Below are 12,787 nucleotides of genomic sequence, written 5' to 3'. Positions count from 1 at the left end.
CGGAATGAACGCCATTCTGGAAATGCGCGGCATCAGCAAGAGCTTCACGGGCGTGAAGGCGCTGGCGGACGTCAGCTTCACCGTCGAGCGCGGGGAGATCCACGCGCTGGTGGGGGAGAACGGCGCCGGCAAATCGACCCTGATGAAGGTGCTGAGCGGCGTCTATCCGCACGGGAGCTACGAGGGGGCCATCGTCTTCGACGGGCAGGAGCGGCGCTTCCGCGACATCGTGGATTCGGAGGCTCTGGGCATCGTCATCATCCACCAGGAGCTGGCGCTGATCCCGCTCCTGTCCATCGCCGAGAACATCTTCATCGCCAACCCGCCGGCGCGCCGGGGGGTGATCGACCGCGGGGAGGTGCACCGGCGCACCAAGTCCCTGCTCGCCAAGGTCGGGCTGGACGAGGCGCCCGACACGCTGGTCACCGACCTCGGCGTCGGCAAGCAGCAGCTTGTCGAGATCGCCAAGGCGCTCGCCAAGGACGTCCGCCTGCTGATCCTGGACGAGCCGACCGCCAGCCTGAACGAGAAGGACAGCGCCGCCCTGCTGGATCTGCTGGCCGAGTTCCGCGCCCAGGGCATCGCCTCGATCCTCATCACCCACAAGCTGAACGAGGTGAGCCGGATCGCCGACCGCATCACCGTGCTGCGCGACGGCCGCACGGTGGACCGGCTGGACTGCCGCGCCGGGCCGGTCGAGGAGGACCGGATCATCACCAGCATGGTCAACCGCGACATGGAGCACCGCTACCCCAAGCGCAATCCAACCGCCGGGGCCACTATGGGCGACACCATCCTCGAGGTGTCGGGCTGGTCGGTGCACCACCCGGAACACGCCGACCGTCCGGTGATCCGGAACGTGGATTTCCGGGTGCGCCGTGGCGAGATCGTCGGCATCGCCGGGTTGATGGGGGCCGGGCGCACGGAATTCGCCATGAGCCTGTTCGGCCGCTCCTGGGGGCGGAGGATCAGCGGCGAGGTGCGGCTGGAAGGCCGCCCGGCGGATCTGTCCACCGTCCGCCGCGCCATCGACGCCGGTCTCGCCTACGTCACCGAGGATCGCAAGCAGCTCGGCCTGTTGCTGGAGGAGGACGTGCGGGCCAACGTGACGCTCGCCAACCTGCGCGGCGTCTCGTCCAACAGCGTCATCGACGACATGAAGGAGCTGAAGGTCGCCAGCGGCTACCGCGGGCGCATGCGCATCCGCTGCGCCAGCGTCTACCAGCCGGTCGGCCTGCTGTCGGGCGGCAACCAGCAGAAGGTCGTGCTGTCCAAGTGGCTGTTCACCGACCCCAAGGTGCTGATCCTCGACGAGCCGACGCGCGGCATCGACGTCGGGGCCAAGTATGAGATTTACTGCATCATCCAGGAGCTGGCCGACGCCGGGAAGGGGGTGATCGTCATCTCCTCCGAGATGCCGGAACTGCTCGGCATCTGCGACCGCATCTGCGTGATGCACGATGGCGTGTTCGTGGCCGATTTCCCCGCCGCCGAGGCCACCCAGGAAAGGATCATGCGCGCCATCATGCGCAAGGAGGAGCGACGGCCATGAGCGACAAGACCCTTCCCCTGCCCGAGACGCGGCAGCACGCCGGCCTTCTCAAGAGCAGCCTGCGCGAATACGGCATGCTGCTGTCGCTGTTCGCCATCATGATCTTCTTCCAGGTTGCCACCGACGGCACGCTGCTGCGGCCGCTGAACCTGACCAATCTGGTGCTGCAGAACAGCTACATCGTCATCATGGCACTGGGCATGCTGCTGGTGATCGTCACCGGGCACATCGACCTGTCGGTGGGGTCGGTCGCCGGTTTCATCGGGGCGGTGGCGGCGGTGCTGATGGTGCGCATGGGGCTGCACTTCGTCCCGGCGGCGCTGATCTGCCTGGCCGTCGGCGGCCTGATCGGGGCGGCGCAAGGTTACTGGGTGGCCTATTTCCGCATCCCGTCCTTCATCGTCACGCTGGCCGGCATGCTGGTGTTCAAGGGGCTGGCGCTGGCGCTGCTCCAGGGGCAGTCGGTGGGGCCGTTCCCGCCGACCTTCCAGAAGCTGTCGTCCGGCTTCATCCCGGAACTGCTGCCGGGGTTCGAAGGGCTCTACCCCACCTCGCTGGCCATCGGCGCGCTGCTGGCGCTTGCCCTGGTGTACCTCAACCACCGCGCGCGCGCGCTTCGGGAAAGCCATGGCGTGGAGACCGAGCCCTACGGCTTCTTTCTGGGCAAGAACCTGCTGGTGTTCGCCGTCGTCGTGTACTTCGCGTATCTCATCGCGTCGCACCGCGGGCTGCCCAACGTGCTGGTCATCATGACGGCGCTGATCGCGCTGTACGCCTTCGTCACCGCGCGTACGGTGGTCGGCCGGCAGATCTACGCGGTGGGCGGCAACGCCAAGGCGGCGCGGCTTTCCGGCATCAAGGCGGAGCGGCTGACCTTCCTCACCTTCGTCAACATGGGTGTGCTGGCGGCCCTCGCCGGACTGGTCTTCGCGGCCCGGCTCAACACCGCGACGCCGAAGGCGGGGCTGGGCTTCGAGCTGGACGTCATCGCCGCCTGCTTCATCGGCGGCGCCTCGGCCTATGGCGGCGTCGGCAAGGTCGGCGGTGCGGTGATCGGCGCCCTGATCATGGGCGTGATGAACAACGGCATGTCGATCCTCGGCATCGGCATCGACTACCAGCAGGTCATCAAGGGCCTCGTGCTTCTGGGCGCCGTCTGCCTCGACGTCTACAACCAGCGGCGGACTTGAGGAGGGCAGGGCGGCGGCCGGTCAGGGGGTCCCCGCCGGCCCGCCGGTCATCAGGGCGCGGCGCAGGCGCTCGTTTTCCTGGCGCAGCCCGTCCATCTCGGCCCGCACCGGCTCCAGCGCGGCCGCCAGTTCGCCCTCGGTGAAGCGCGGCGTGATGTGCTGCGGGCAGTTCCAGTCGAACGCCTCGACCGTGATCAGGACAATGCGTTCGATGTGCCCCGCATAGCCGGGCACCGCGAGCCGTTCCTTCAAGGCCGGATCATCGACCGGATCGACCACCCGCATGCGGCCGAAGATCTTCAGGCGGTGCCGGTGCGCGTAGTCCATCAGGAACAGCGACACGCGGTCGTTCGCCTGGACATTGCCGGTCGTGATGTACTGCCGGTTGCCGCGGAAATCGGCGAAGCCGAGCGTGCGGTCGTCGATCACCCGCAGAAAGCCGGCCGGCCCGCCGCGATACTGGACATAGGGCCAGCCGGTCTCCGAGACGCTGGCCAGATAGAAGCCGTCCCGCTCGCCGATGAAGGCCTGTTCGGGCGCGCCGAGCCGCAGGTTCCGGACGCTCTCATCCGGTGCCGGCGGTTCCTGCGCCTGTGTCCAACGGGCCGCGCTGCCATACCGCTCGCGCGCCGCCATCACCGAGGGGGTCGTCGCGATGTCGAGGTATCCGTGACGCATGATGGTGCATGCTCCTCGTGTTCAGGACCCGGCATGGCAGCCGGTTCGGTTCAGGTCTGCATCGCCCAGTCCGCGACCTGCCAGCGCAACTGCCCCCGGTCGGACACGATGCGGCCCAGCCCCGGGAAGGGCATATGGGTCGCCGCGATCAGCGCGCCCTCCGACGCGGCGGCCGGCAGGAAGCGGTCGCGCATGGCCTTCGCCGCCGCCGGGTCCTGTTCGAACAGGAAGCCGACGTCGGTGGCGGCCGGATGCACCACCGGGAAGAGCATGTCCGACACCATGATGAGGCTCTGGCCGGCATCCTCGATCCGCACGCCGATGTGGCCGGGCGTATGGCCGGTCAGGTCGACGATGGAGATGCCGCGAACGATCTCGCGTTCCCCGTCGATCGCCTGCAGCCGGGGATAGAGGCGGACCACCTCCGACGACATGCGGAAGCTGGTCTGGAGGTAGTCGGGCGCTCCCGCGCGCTTGGCCGGGTCGGTCCAGTGGGTGACGTCGCGGCGGTCGATGTAGAGCTCGGCGTTGGGGTAGTTGTTCTGCCCGCCGATCACCAGACCGCCCATGTGGTCCTGGTGCATGTGGGTGACGATCACCGCGTCGATCTGGTCGCGGCGCAGGCCGAGTGCTGTGAACGCCTGCGGCAGCGCCCCCGTTTGGCCGATGGAGCCGGCCGGCCCGGTGTCGAGCAGGACGCGGCGTTCGCCGTCCTCGATCAGATACTGGTTGAACACGAAGCGCACACCGCTCGGCCGCGCCGTGTGCTGCGTCTTCGCGGCCTGCTCGACCTGGGCGGCCGTGCGGCCGGGGAAGAAATTGTAGGGCATGTCGGCATAGCCGTCCGTGAGCGCGGTCACGGTGAAGCGCCCGATCCGGATCTGCGCCAGCGGCGTCACGCGAGCCGGGGTGGCAGCGGCCGTCGCGGCCGCGGCGGCGCTTGCGGCCGGGCCGAGGAGCGGCATCAGGCCGCCCCCGATGATGCCGAGGGAAACACCGCCCGCAAAGGCACGGCGGGACAAATCAGTCATGACGTCCTCCATCCGGTCACCGACGGGCCGGGAGACCGCTTCCAACCGGTCCCCCCCGTCGCCGGGTAAAGCTAGGACATTCGTACCCGTGCCAGTATTCTGCGGTTCTGGGAGTCATCCTCTCGAATTGCGGAAGGCGGGATGGACCGGTTCGAGGCAATGTCGGTGCTGCTGGCCGTCGTCGAGGCCGGCAGTCTTTCGGCCGGCGCGCGGCGGTTGCGGTCCCCGCTGGCGACGGTCAGCCGCAAGGTGGCAGAGCTCGAACAGCATCTGGGCACGCGGCTGGTCGTCCGCACCAGCCGCGGACTGGCTTTGACCGATGCGGGGCGGGCCTATGTCGCCGCCTCCCGGATGATCCTCAAGCAGGTGGAGGATGCCGAGCGCGAGGCCGCCGGCGAACGCACCGCACCGCGTGGCGCCTTGCATGTCACCGCACCGGTCGCCTTCGGTCAACGCCATCTCCTGCCCGTGGCGCTCGGTTTCCTGGCGGAGCAGCCGGAAATCAATCTGCGGCTCATGCTGGCCGACCGGCAGATCAGTCTGGCGGAGGAGCACATCGATGTCGCCCTACGCATCGGGCATCTGGCGGACAGCGCGCTGATCGCCACGCGGGTCGGCGCCGTGCGGCGGATCATCTGCGCCAGCCCCGCCTATCTCGCCCGGCGCGGCGTGCCCCAGCGGCCGGAGGATCTGGCCGAGCATGACGGCATCAGCTTCCAGGGCTTCGCCAACGCCCCGGAATGGCGCTACCGGCGGGACAGCGCCGCCTTCGCCGTCGAACCGCGCGCGAGGATGGCCGTCAACACGACGGAGGCGGCCATCCAGGCGGCCCTGGCGGATGTCGGCATCATCCGCGTCCTGTCCTACCAGGTGGCGGACGAGGTGCGGTCGGGCCGGCTGCGGGAGTTGCTGCCGGACTTCGCGCCGGAACCGCTGCCGGTCAACCTCCTCTACCAGGAGGCCGAACTGCTGCCGCTGAAGGTCCGCTGCTTCATGGACTGGGCCGTGCCGCGCCTGCGGGCCCGGCTGGCCGGGCTCGCCGCGGAAGGGTGAGCGCCGGAAGCTATGCCCCCAGCAGGCCGCGCGCCGCCAGATTGCGCATCAGGTGCGACGTGCCGAAGGTCCAGGGCGCGCAATCCTGCGAATGGTGGACCCGGTTGGACAGGGCGCCGAGCGTCGCGGTGGAGATGGTCACCACATCTCCGATCTTGTGGGTGAAGCCGCCGCCCGGCTCGTCGCGGTCCTCGACCGGCGCGTACATCGTCCCCAGGAAGAGGACGAAGCCGTCCGGATACTGGTGGTTGGCGTTGATGGTCGCGGCCACCAGATCGGCCGGATCCCGGCTGATCTGGCTGATCGAGCTGCCCCCGTCCAGCACATAGCCCTCGGGCCCCTCGACCCGCAGCGCCACCTCGGCCTTGCGGACGTCGTCGAGCGTGAAGGTGCCGTCGAACAGCCGCAGGAAGGGGCCGACGGAGCAGCTGGCGTTGTTGTCCTTGGCCTTGCCGAGCAGCAGGGCTGAGCGCCCCTCCACATCCCGCAGGTTCACGTCGTTGCCGAGCGTGGCGCCGACCACCGTGCCCCGGCTGTTGACCGCCAACGCCACCTCCGGCTCGGGGTTGTTCCAGGTGGAGATCGGGTGGATGCCGATGCGCGCCCCCGTGCCCACCGACGACATCGGCTGTGCCTTGGTGAAGATCTCCGCGTCCGGGCCGATGCCGACCTCCAGATACTGGGACCAGACGCCGCGCGCGATCAGCCGTTCCTTGATCGCCATGGCCTCCGGCGATCCCGGCTTGAGGTTGGAGAGGTCGTCGCCGATCAGCCGGCCGATCTCGCCGCGGATCTCCGCGGCCTTCTCCGGCGCGCCCTTGGCCTGCTCCTCGATCACCCGCTCCAGCAGGCTGACCACGAAGGTGACGCCGGACGCCTTGACCGCCTGGAGGTCGATCGGCGCCAGCAGCCAGGGCTTGCCGGGATCGCGCGCGGCCTCGTCGGCGTTCGCGGCGAGATCCGCGAAGGACCCCAGCGCCTCGCCCGCCGCGTCCCGGACCCAGGCGGCTGGGTCGTCCATCTCGCAGACGTCCCGCACGGTGGGCGCTTGCGCCGAGGTGATGTCGTAGACGACGCCGTCACGCACGGTGACCACGGCGGGTCCGCCGACCCGCGGGTTCCAGGCGCGGCCCAGAAGGACGGCGCGCGCCGCGTCTTCCGGCAGCCGGGAGGAGAGAGGGAGGGTTGTCATCGCACACGGAATCCAGGTTCGATGGATGGGCCGGCCGGCGCGGGGCCGGCCGCGGGATCAGTGGGAATGGCGCGGCGCGCCGCGCCGCACGACGATGTCGAGATAGGCGGTCGCCGGCTCCAGGCAGCCGCCGGTGGAGAGCTGGCCGACGCTGGCGCGGTAGATCTCCTGCCACGGCGTCTGGTTGCGCAGCTCCGGCGGGGTGTGGGCGGCGCGGCGCCGCTCCAGCTCGCCATCCTCGACCAGCAGGTCGACGCGGCCTGCGTTCAGGTCGACGCGCAGCCGGTCGCCGGTGCGCAACAGCGCCAGATTGCCGCCGACCGCCGCCTCCGGCGAGATGTTCAGGATCGACGGGCTGGCCGAAGTACCGCTCTGGCGGCCATCGCCCATGGTCGGAAGCTGATCCACCCCCGCCCGCACCAGGGCGTCCGGGGGCAGCATGTTGACCACCTCCGCGGATCCCGGATAGCCCACCGGGCCGCAGCCGCGGATCACCAGCATGCAGCGGTCGTCGATGTCCAGCGCCGGGTCGTTGATGCGGGCGTGGTAGTCTTCCGGTCCTTCGAAGACGATGGCGCGCAGCTCCATCACATTCTCCGCACCCGGCGTCGACAGGTAGCGCTCGCGGAAGTCGGGGTCGATGACCGAGGTCTTCATGACCGCCGCGTCGAACAGGTTGCCCGACATCACGATGAAGCCCGCCGACGCCATCAGCGGATCGTCCACGCTGCGGATCACCCGACGGTCGGGGGTGGGTGCCTTCGCCAGCGTCCCGGCCATGGTGGCGCCGCTGACGGTGATCGCCTCGCCGCGCAGCAGCCCGGCCCGGTGAAGTTCGGCGAGCACGGCCGGAATGCCGCCGGCCCGGTAGAACGCCTCCCCCAGATACTCGCCGGCCGGCTGGCAGTTGACCAGCAGCGGCACGTCGCGGCCGACCCGCTGCCAGTCGTCGAGCGACAGGTCGACACCCATATGGCGGGCGATGGCGATGAGGTGCGGGGGGCAGTTGCTGGAAGCGCCGATCGCCGACGCGATGAGGATGGCGTTCTCGAAGGCCGCCTTGGTCATCACGTCGCTCGGTCGCAGATTCTCCTCGACCATGCCGACGATGCGCCGACCGGTCGCATGCGCCATCTGGCCGCGCTCGCGGTAGGGGGCGGGGATCGCCGCGCAGCCGGGCAGCGACATGCCCAAGGCTTCGGCCAGGCTGTTCATCGACAGCGCCGTGCCCATGGTGTTGCAATGACCGATCGACGGCGCCGACGCCGTGACCATGTCCATGAATTCGTCGTAGTCGGCCTCGCCCGCCGCGTGCAGCCGGCGCGCCTCCCAGATCGCGGTGCCGGACCCCGCCAGCTTGCCACGCCAGTAGCCGTCGAGCATCGGGCCGCCAGACAGCACGATGGCCGGGATGTTCACCGTCGCCGCCGCCATCAGGCAGGCCGGCGTGGTCTTGTCGCAGCCGGTGGTCAGCACCACGCCGTCGAGCGGGTAGCCGTACAGCACCTCGACCAGCGACAGATAGGCGAGGTTGCGGTCGAGCGCCGCCGTGGGGCGCTTGCCGGTTTCCTGGATAGGGTGGACGGGGAACTCCAGCGGCACGCCGCCGGCGTCGCGGATGCCCTCCTTGACGCGCACCGCCAAGTCGATGTGGTGGCGGTTGCAGGGGGCGAGGTCGCTGCCAGTCTGGGCAATGCCGATGATCGGCCGGCCGGATTGCAGCTCCTGCCGGGTCAGCCCGTAATTGAGGTAACGCTCGATGTAGAGCGCGGTCATGCCGGGGTCCGACACGTCGTCGAACCACTGTTGACTGCGCAGACGCCGAATCTTCGTGGACATGACCGGTCCTTGGGGAAGCGATGAAAGGTGCGGGCATCACGCCCGCACCGGGTCGTTGACGCGGGTCAGCCGCGTGCCTTCTTGATCTCGGCCATCAGCTCCTTGGTCAGCTCCTCGCCGTATTCCTTGGAGAAATGGTCGATGACCGGTTGCACCTTGGCCCGCATGCGGTCCAGCTCGGCGTCGGAAACGGCGTTGATCTTCATGCCGGCCTTCTTCAGGGCCTCCATGGACGCTTCGGAGCCGGCGCGGTTGTCCTTGCGCTCGAAGTCGCGCGACGCGATGGCGGCCTTGCGGATCACGTCCTTCTCGTCGTTGGTCAGCTTGTCCCACCACTTCTTCGACGCCATGACCACCCACGGGCTGTAGACGTGCTTGGTCAGGGTCAGGTAGGGCTGGACCTCGTAGAACTTCGAGCTCTGGATGGTGGCGACCGGGTTCTCCTGGCCGTCGACCACGCCGGTCTCCAGCGCCGAGAACAGCTCGGAGAAGGGCATCGGCACGGCGTTGGTGCCCAGCGACTTGAACACCTCCAGCGCCACCTGGTTCTGCATGACGCGCAGCTTGATGCCGGACAGATCCTCGACCTTCTCGACCGGACGGCGCTTGTTGGTCAGGTTGCGGAAGCCGTTCTCCCAATAGACGAGCGCCACGAGGCCCTTGTCCTCCAGCTTGTTCAGCAGCTTGGTGCCGAACGGGCCGTCGAGCACGGCGTCGGCTTCCTTCTCGTTGTTGAACAGGAAGGGGAAGTCGAAGACGCCGAATTCCTTGACGGTGCCGACCAGGGTGGCGGTCGAGCCGACCATCATCTCCTGCACACCGCCGACAAGCGCGGTCTGCATCTGCATGTCGGATCCCAGCGTGGAAGCGCCGAAGCCGGACACCTTCATCTTGCCGCCGCTGAGCTTCTTCACCTCCTCGGCGAAGAAGGCGGTGGCGCGGCCCTGCACGCTGTCCTCGTTCAGGCCATAGCCGAACCGGATGTTGCGGTTGCCGATGTCGGCCGCCTGGGCGGCGGAGCCGACGGTGAACAGTCCGGTGGTGCCGACGACACACAGGCCGGCGGCCAGGAGAAGGCTTTTCGCAGTCTCGAACATGTTTCCTCCGCTTCGAAGCAGGTTTTGGTTAGTGCAGCCACCGTGCGGGCACGGTGATGATCTCCGGGAACAGGATGAACAGGATCGCCAGGCCGGTGTAGGCGGTGACATAAGGCAGGACACCGACGATGGCGTCCTCCATGCGGATCTTCGCGACGCCGCAGGCGGTGTTGAGAACCGTGCCGACCGGCGGCGTCAGCAGGCCGATGCAGCCGACCAGCACGAACATCACGCCGAAATAGACCGGATCGATCCCCGCCTTCACCGCCAGCGGCGTCAGCACCGGCCCGAGGATGAGAATGGTCGGCGTCAGGTCGAGCGCGGTGCCGACCAGGGTCAGCAGGATGACGATCATGAACATCAGGAGCTTGGGCTGATCGATCAGCGGACCCATCATTTCGATGATCTGCTGCGGCAGCTGCGCCAGCGTGATCATGTAGGACGTGACCAGGGCCGCCGCGCACAGGAACAGCACGACCGCCGTCGTCTTCGCCGACGCGATGAACAGCGGCAGCAGGTCCCGCACCCTCAGCTCGCGGTAGATGAAGAGGCTGACGACCAGCGCGTACACGGCGGCGACCACAGCCGCCTCGGTGGGCGTGAAGATGCCGCCGCGCAAGCCGCCGATGATGATCACCGGCAGCAGCAACGCCCATCCGGCGTCGCGCAGCGCCGCCAGCCGGTCCGGCCAGGACTGCTTGGGCTGGGTCTTCACGGTCATCGCGGTGCGCGACTTCCACGACCAGATGGCCACCAGCGTCAATCCCATGCACAGCCCGGGCACGATGCCCGCGAAGAACAGTTTGGTGATCGACACGTTGGTCGCGACGCCGAACAGGATGAACGGCAGGGACGGCGGGATGATCGGGGCGATGATGCCTCCCGACGCGATCAGGCTGGTGGCGGTGCCCGCCTCGTAGCCGTTGTCGCGCATCATCGGCACCAGCAGGGCGGCGAGGGCCGCGGTGTCGGCGATGGCCGAGCCGGACAGGCTGGCCAGTACCACGGCGGCGGCGATCACCACATAGCCCAACCCACCCCGCAAATGGCCGACCATGCTGACGGCCAGCCGGACGATGCGCTGCGACAGGCCACCGGCGTTCATCAGCTCGCCCGCCAGCATGAAGAAGGGCACCGCCATCAGCGGGAAGTTGTCGGCCCCGCTGATCATGTTCTGCGCCAGGAGCTGCGCGTCGAAATAGTCGAGATAGGCCATCATCGCCATGCCGCTCAGCATCAGAGCGAAGGCGATGGGCATGCCGAGCACCATCAGGCCCAGCAGGGAAACAAGAAAAATGGCGACGATCACGGCTTCACTCCCCGTGGCCGGCCGACGCGCTCACGTCGACCAGGGTGCCGGCGCGCCCGCTCAGGACCGCCCAAACGTCTGCGATGAGGATCAGCGACATGGTCACTGCCAGGAACACGCCGGCGGCTCCGAACACCGCGGTCGAGATGCCGGTCACCGGCAGGACACTGTCCAGCCCGATCATCGTCATCGTCCAGCTTCCTTCGCCGAGCATCCACAGCGCCCAGAGGACGAGCGCGTGGTTGACCAGCAGGCAGACGCGCCGGACCGCCGGCGACATCCGGCGCACCACCATGTCCACCCCGATGTGCCCGTGCTCGCGCACCGCCAGCGTCGCGCCGATGAAGATGAGCCAGACGAAGCAGAGACGGGCGAGCTCCTCGCCCTCGGCGATGCCGGTCCCGAACAGATAACGCATCACCACGTTGGAAAAGACGAGCACGACCATGGCGGCGAGGCACGCCGCGATCACATACTCCAACGCTCGGAAGAAAAGGCCGACGACTTGGCCGGCCGCCGATTCGGGCCTGGGCGGTTTGTCGATGTGCACGCTGGTTCTCCCTGCCGCTTGGTCGTGCTACCGCTAACATTCCCAGCACATCCATCGGCCCCTCGGATCCCCCGACGATGCAAGCGCTGGCACGACAACAAGGCTTTTTGCTGTTGGCGCGCATGTTAGCGGTGACATATCGTGTTGTAAAGCATCAATTCGGTGTGCATATTGATGGAAAGGGGATCGATTGATGCAGACGCGCAAGAGCAGGGCATCCTTCACCGGACGGGTGACCATGGCCGACGTCGCCAAGGAGGTCGGGGTCAGCGCCATCACGGTGTCCCGCGCGTTCCGCGCCCCAGGAAAGGTTTCGCCGGAGCTCCACAGCCGCATCGTGGAGGTCAGCCGGCGGCTGGGCTATGTGCCGAGCCGGGCGGCGAGCGCCCTGGCCTCGGCCCGCTCGATGACGATCCTGGCGCTCATCCCGTCCCTGACCAACAACGTGTTCGTCGATGTGCTGGTCGGCATCAAGGAGGTGCTGGACGCCGCCGACTACCAGATGCTGATCGCGATCACCGGCTATGACCAGCCCGACGCCGAGGAGCGGATGCTGCGCGCCCATCTCGGCTATGTGCCCGACGGCATCCTCCTGACCGGGGTCGACCAGAGCGAGGCGGTGCGGACGATGATCGACGGCCAGGGGCTACCTACCGTCCATATGATGGACCACAGCGACCGCGAGGATCTGTGGTGGGTGGGCTACTCGAACGCCGAGGCGGGGCGGGCGGTCGCCCGTTACCTGCTGGGCCGCGGCCGCCGGCGCATCGGCATCATCGCGTCGCAGCTCGACCCGCGATCGCTGCGGCGCTGCGAGGGCTGCCGCGAGGTGCTGGCGGAGGCCGGGCTCTATGATCCCGGACTCGACCTGCGGGTTCCCGACCACTCGTCCATACCGCTCGGGGCGGAGCTGGTGGAGCGCCTGCTGAACCAGGCACCGGACTGCGATGCCGTGTTCGTGTGCAACGACGATCTGGCGCAGGGCGCGGTGTTCCAATGCAGCCAGCGCGGTGTCGCGGTGCCGGACCGTCTCGCCGTGGTGGGCTTCCACGATCTGAACGCTTCCGCCTGGGCATCGACACCGCTGACCACCGTGCGCACGCCCCGCTACCAGATCGGCCGCGAGGCGACCCGGCTCCTGCTCGCGCGGATCGAGGGCACCCCGACCAGCGCGCGCCGCATCGACTTGGGCTTCAGCTTGGTGCGGCGCGCCAGCGGCTGACGGAGCGACCGACCCTGTGGCGACCGACCGCGGCCCCCGTCGTTGACGCTTCGATGCCCCTTCGATAGCGTGAG

The 12,787-nt window shown here is 68.3% G+C and carries 11 protein-coding genes; 4 read left to right on the top strand and 7 right to left on the bottom strand.

Translation table 11 applies throughout. The annotated features are described in order from the left end of the window. Nucleotides 1-4: 4 nt before the first annotated feature. Together mmsA and mmsB are read left to right on the top strand one after the other, a co-directional pair. Nucleotides 5-1,552: a multiple monosaccharide ABC transporter ATP-binding protein gene (gene mmsA, locus HL658_RS14365; protein ID WP_180282781.1), complete on the top strand. Its 1,548-nt coding sequence runs from the start codon at nucleotides 5-7 to the stop codon at nucleotides 1,550-1,552. Next, nucleotides 1,549-2,742, top strand: a complete 1,194-nt coding sequence (gene mmsB, locus HL658_RS14360; protein WP_180282780.1) for a multiple monosaccharide ABC transporter permease — start codon at nucleotides 1,549-1,551, stop codon at nucleotides 2,740-2,742. The genes mmsA and mmsB overlap by 4 nt, the downstream gene beginning before the upstream one ends. Before the next feature lie 21 nt (nucleotides 2,743-2,763). Here the strand turns inward: mmsB and HL658_RS14355 are convergent, their stop codons facing one another. Together HL658_RS14355 and HL658_RS14350 are read right to left on the bottom strand one after the other, a co-directional pair. Beyond that, nucleotides 2,764-3,420 (bottom strand): pyridoxamine 5'-phosphate oxidase family protein, encoded by a 657-nt coding sequence (locus HL658_RS14355; protein ID WP_180282779.1) that lies wholly within the window; start codon nucleotides 3,418-3,420, stop codon nucleotides 2,764-2,766. Nucleotides 3,421-3,470: 50 nt separating this feature from the next. Then, nucleotides 3,471-4,451, bottom strand: a complete 981-nt coding sequence (locus tag HL658_RS14350; RefSeq protein WP_180282778.1) for an MBL fold metallo-hydrolase — start codon at nucleotides 4,449-4,451, stop codon at nucleotides 3,471-3,473. Between the two features lie 141 nt (nucleotides 4,452-4,592). Between HL658_RS14350 and HL658_RS14345 the strand changes: the two genes are divergently transcribed. Next, the gene (locus HL658_RS14345; RefSeq protein WP_180282777.1) at nucleotides 4,593-5,504 is read left to right on the top strand and encodes a LysR family transcriptional regulator; all 912 of its coding nucleotides are present in this window, start codon (nucleotides 4,593-4,595) and stop codon (nucleotides 5,502-5,504) included. Nucleotides 5,505-5,514: 10 nt separating this feature from the next. Here HL658_RS14345 and HL658_RS14340 read toward each other — a convergent pair whose 3' ends face one another. The 5 genes from HL658_RS14340 to HL658_RS14320 all read right to left on the bottom strand — a co-directional run bounded on the left by HL658_RS14340 (nucleotide 5,515) and on the right by HL658_RS14320 (nucleotide 11,491). Then, complete coding sequence (locus tag HL658_RS14340) at nucleotides 5,515-6,696, bottom strand: fumarylacetoacetate hydrolase family protein (protein ID WP_180282776.1); 1,182 nt, start codon at nucleotides 6,694-6,696, stop codon at nucleotides 5,515-5,517. Between the two features lie 57 nt (nucleotides 6,697-6,753). Next, nucleotides 6,754-8,535, bottom strand: coding sequence for an IlvD/Edd family dehydratase (locus HL658_RS14335; protein ID WP_180282775.1), 1,782 nt, complete (start codon nucleotides 8,533-8,535; stop codon nucleotides 6,754-6,756). A gap of 65 nt (nucleotides 8,536-8,600) precedes the next feature. After that, on the bottom strand, nucleotides 8,601-9,632 hold the full coding sequence (locus HL658_RS14330) for a TRAP transporter substrate-binding protein (RefSeq protein ID WP_180282774.1): 1,032 nt from the start codon (nucleotides 9,630-9,632) through the stop codon (nucleotides 8,601-8,603). 28 nt (nucleotides 9,633-9,660) lie between these two features. Then, entirely contained in the window at nucleotides 9,661-10,941 is a 1,281-nt protein-coding gene (locus tag HL658_RS14325) for a TRAP transporter large permease subunit (RefSeq protein WP_180282773.1), read from the bottom strand. Nucleotides 10,942-10,945: 4 nt separating this feature from the next. Then, entirely contained in the window at nucleotides 10,946-11,491 is a 546-nt protein-coding gene (locus HL658_RS14320) for a TRAP transporter small permease (RefSeq protein WP_211109735.1), read from the bottom strand. Nucleotides 11,492-11,684: 193 nt separating this feature from the next. On the opposite strand from HL658_RS14320, the gene gntR reads away from it, so the two are divergent. Further along, the gene (gene gntR, locus HL658_RS14315; protein ID WP_180282772.1) at nucleotides 11,685-12,713 is read left to right on the top strand and encodes an HTH-type transcriptional regulator GntR; all 1,029 of its coding nucleotides are present in this window, start codon (nucleotides 11,685-11,687) and stop codon (nucleotides 12,711-12,713) included. The last annotated feature ends 74 nt before the right edge of the window (nucleotides 12,714-12,787 follow it).

The organism is Azospirillum oleiclasticum, from assembly GCF_013423485.1.
Classification (GTDB): Bacteria; Pseudomonadota; Alphaproteobacteria; order Azospirillales; family Azospirillaceae; genus Azospirillum; species Azospirillum oleiclasticum.
Note: the sequence above shows the minus strand (reverse complement) of the source record. Positions and strands in the feature narration are given on the sequence as shown.

Excerpts from the sequence above, each read along its gene's own strand:
- gntR (WP_180282772.1), top strand. The coding sequence starts at position 11,685 with ATGCAGACGCGCAAGAGCAGGGCATCCTTCACCGGACGGGTGACCATG.
- HL658_RS14340 (WP_180282776.1), bottom strand. The coding sequence starts at position 6,696 with ATGACAACCCTCCCTCTCTCCTCCCGGCTGCCGGAAGACGCGGCGCGC.
- HL658_RS14345 (WP_180282777.1), top strand. The coding sequence starts at position 4,593 with ATGGACCGGTTCGAGGCAATGTCGGTGCTGCTGGCCGTCGTCGAGGCC.
- HL658_RS14335 (WP_180282775.1), bottom strand. The coding sequence starts at position 8,535 with ATGTCCACGAAGATTCGGCGTCTGCGCAGTCAACAGTGGTTCGACGAC.
- mmsB (WP_180282780.1), top strand. The coding sequence starts at position 1,549 with ATGAGCGACAAGACCCTTCCCCTGCCCGAGACGCGGCAGCACGCCGGC.
- HL658_RS14355 (WP_180282779.1), bottom strand. The coding sequence starts at position 3,420 with ATGCGTCACGGATACCTCGACATCGCGACGACCCCCTCGGTGATGGCG.
- mmsA (WP_180282781.1), top strand. The coding sequence starts at position 5 with ATGAACGCCATTCTGGAAATGCGCGGCATCAGCAAGAGCTTCACGGGC.
- HL658_RS14330 (WP_180282774.1), bottom strand. The coding sequence starts at position 9,632 with ATGTTCGAGACTGCGAAAAGCCTTCTCCTGGCCGCCGGCCTGTGTGTC.
- HL658_RS14350 (WP_180282778.1), bottom strand. The coding sequence starts at position 4,451 with ATGACTGATTTGTCCCGCCGTGCCTTTGCGGGCGGTGTTTCCCTCGGC.